A 2,271-nucleotide genomic window follows, 5' to 3' on the forward strand; every position below is an offset into this window, starting at 1 on the left:
GCCGCGCAAGCGTTTCGGCGCCGCGGCCTCCAGATCGATCAACCCCTCACGCAAGCACAGGCCGGAGGCGCATCCCAGCACCAGGAAGAGGGGAAGGCCCAAGGCCAACGACATGGTATGCGGGGCCAGCGCGGTGGTCGCGTAGCCGAGTGCGGCCAGCAGTGCGCCGGCGGTGCCGGCCTGGGGCCCCCAGCTCCGCGCGCGGGCCAGCACCTGGATCAGCCCGCTGACCCCGTTGACGAGCAGCGTGGCGGTGCCGACGGCCATCGGGGCGGCGAGCCCGGTGTGGACACGGCCGGGGATCGCGACGAACCCCAGTGTCGCCGATGCGAACACCCACGGCGCCAGCGGCATCGCCCAACTCAACGCCCGCCCGGTGCCCTGCCCCGCGGTGGTCGGCGGTTCCCAAACCCGCGCGGTTGGCCGCGCGGTGGTCTCCGCCCCGCGCGCCGCAAGCACCGCGAAGGCCATCGCCGCGATGCCGATCGCGACGGCGACCCCGAACGACAACTGGATGCCGCCCGGACCGGCCTTGACGATCAGGCCCCCCGCGAACGGTCCGATCGCGAAACCGCCCATCAACACCGCACCCGCGGCGGCCGCCCCGGCCGGACCTTTCAGATCGGAGGCCCAGGCGGTGCAGGAACTCATGGCCAGGCCGACACCGAACCCGACGATCAGGCGGCCGAGGAGCAAGATCTCGTACTGCTGCGAGCACAGCATGGCCACCGTGCCGGCCACGGCGGTCGCCGCGCCCGCCAGCGCCACCGGCCGGCGCCCGAACGCATCCGAGGTGCGCCCGCCGACGAGCAGGCCGGGCACCAAGCCCACCGCATAGACCCCGAAGATCGCATCGAGGGTGGCTGGGCTGAGGTGTTGCCGCGCGCTGAGCGCGGGCATCAGCGCGACGAAGTGGTTGGCGACCCAGCCGACGGACAGCAAGAGCACCAGCACGCCGCCGAAGACGGCCCGGTCCGCATCCGGGCGGCCCGCCTTGTCCAGAGCCGCCGCAGGTCGCGACGTTGACCCGTTGGCTACAGACACTGGACGTTTCCCCCTGGCATTCGGCGCGACGAACGCAAACGACGATGCAAACGAGGCAGTTATTCCCGATCGCCGCGGAAATGCACGCGGAGCAACCGGCCCGATCGGCGGGCAAATCTCGTGCGGGGTTTCAAATCGGCCGATTTGGTGTACTGATACCACTACTCGACTCCCAGGGAGGCAAACGATGAAGCAAATCGCGGCCGCGACGCTCGCACTAGCCGTGCTGCTGTCCAGCGCGTGTTCGGCCTCACAGGTGATCAACACCGGCGGCGACACCAAGTGCAAGGACTTCACCTCGCAGGACGAGAAGAAGCAGAACGACGAAGTCAGCAAGATGTTGAAGGACAAGAACGGCACCGACCCCTCCAACGCCGAGATCACCGCCACTCGGCTGTCGGCGGCGACGTACTGCCAGACGCTTGGCAAGCCGGACACCAAGATCTCCGAAGCGCCGCACGGCTGACCTTGATCGCCGTCTAGTGATGGCGCACAGCGGGTTTTAATCATCGGCAACGCAAACCTGGTGGGCGCCGCGCGCGATTCCTAGGCTGCGCGGGTGATGTCGACCAGTCTCGCGCCGGCACGCGTGTCATTGCGTCGCGTCAACCGCACCTTCGGAACGCGCGCCGTGCTGCGCGACGTCGACATCGAGATCGAACCGGGCCAGGTCGTCGCGTTGCTCGGGCCCTCGGGCAGCGGCAAGTCGACGCTGTTGCGACTCGTGGCCGGTCTCGACAAGCCCAGCGCCGGGCGGATCGAGATAGCGGGGAAGGCCGTCCGGGGGGTCGACCCGCGTTGCGCGATGGTTTTCCAGGAGCCGCGCCTGCTGCCGTGGCGATCGCTGGCGGCCAACGTCGCCTTCGGTTTACCGCCTGGCACGGCGCGCGCGAAGGGCACCGGGGAGGTTCAACATTGGCTGAACGTCGTCGGGCTGACCGAGTTCGGTGATCATCGCCCGCGGCAGGTTTCCGGCGGTATGGCACAACGTGCCGGCCTCGCGCGGGCTCTAGCGCGCCGGCCCAGTGTCCTGCTCCTCGACGAGCCGCTCGCGGCCCTGGACGCGTTGACCCGGTTGCGGATGCAGGACCTGCTCGACAGGGTGCAGCACGAGGCGGGCACCACGACGTTGCTGGTGACTCACGACGTCGATGAGGCGGCGATCCTCGCCGACCGCGTGCTCGTGTTGCGCGCCGACCCCACGGGCGCGGCCGGCATCGGCGCGGC

3 protein-coding genes are annotated in these 2,271 nt (G+C 69.7%); 2 read left to right on the top strand and 1 reads right to left on the bottom strand.

Annotated features, from left to right (window positions below; all coding sequences use genetic code 11):
- The coding region (locus tag A5691_RS24630) for an MFS transporter (protein ID WP_067749785.1) at nucleotides 1-1,002 on the bottom strand (1,002 nt) is incomplete at its 3' end.
- A 229-nt stretch (nucleotides 1,003-1,231) separates the two neighbouring features.
- Here A5691_RS24630 and A5691_RS24635 point away from each other — a divergent pair.
- Entirely contained in the window at nucleotides 1,232-1,510 is a 279-nt protein-coding gene (locus tag A5691_RS24635; protein WP_067749783.1) for a hypothetical protein, read from the top strand.
- 123 nt (nucleotides 1,511-1,633) lie between these two features.
- On the top strand, nucleotides 1,634-2,271 hold a 638-nt coding region (locus A5691_RS24640), incomplete at its 3' end, for an ABC transporter ATP-binding protein (RefSeq protein ID WP_197694452.1).

The sequence above is a fragment of the Mycobacterium sp. E183 genome, assembly GCF_001667735.1.
Lineage (GTDB): Bacteria > Actinomycetota > Actinomycetes > Mycobacteriales > Mycobacteriaceae > Mycobacterium.

Excerpts from the sequence above, each read along its gene's own strand:
- A5691_RS24635 (WP_067749783.1), top strand. The coding sequence starts at position 1,232 with ATGAAGCAAATCGCGGCCGCGACGCTCGCACTAGCCGTGCTGCTGTCC.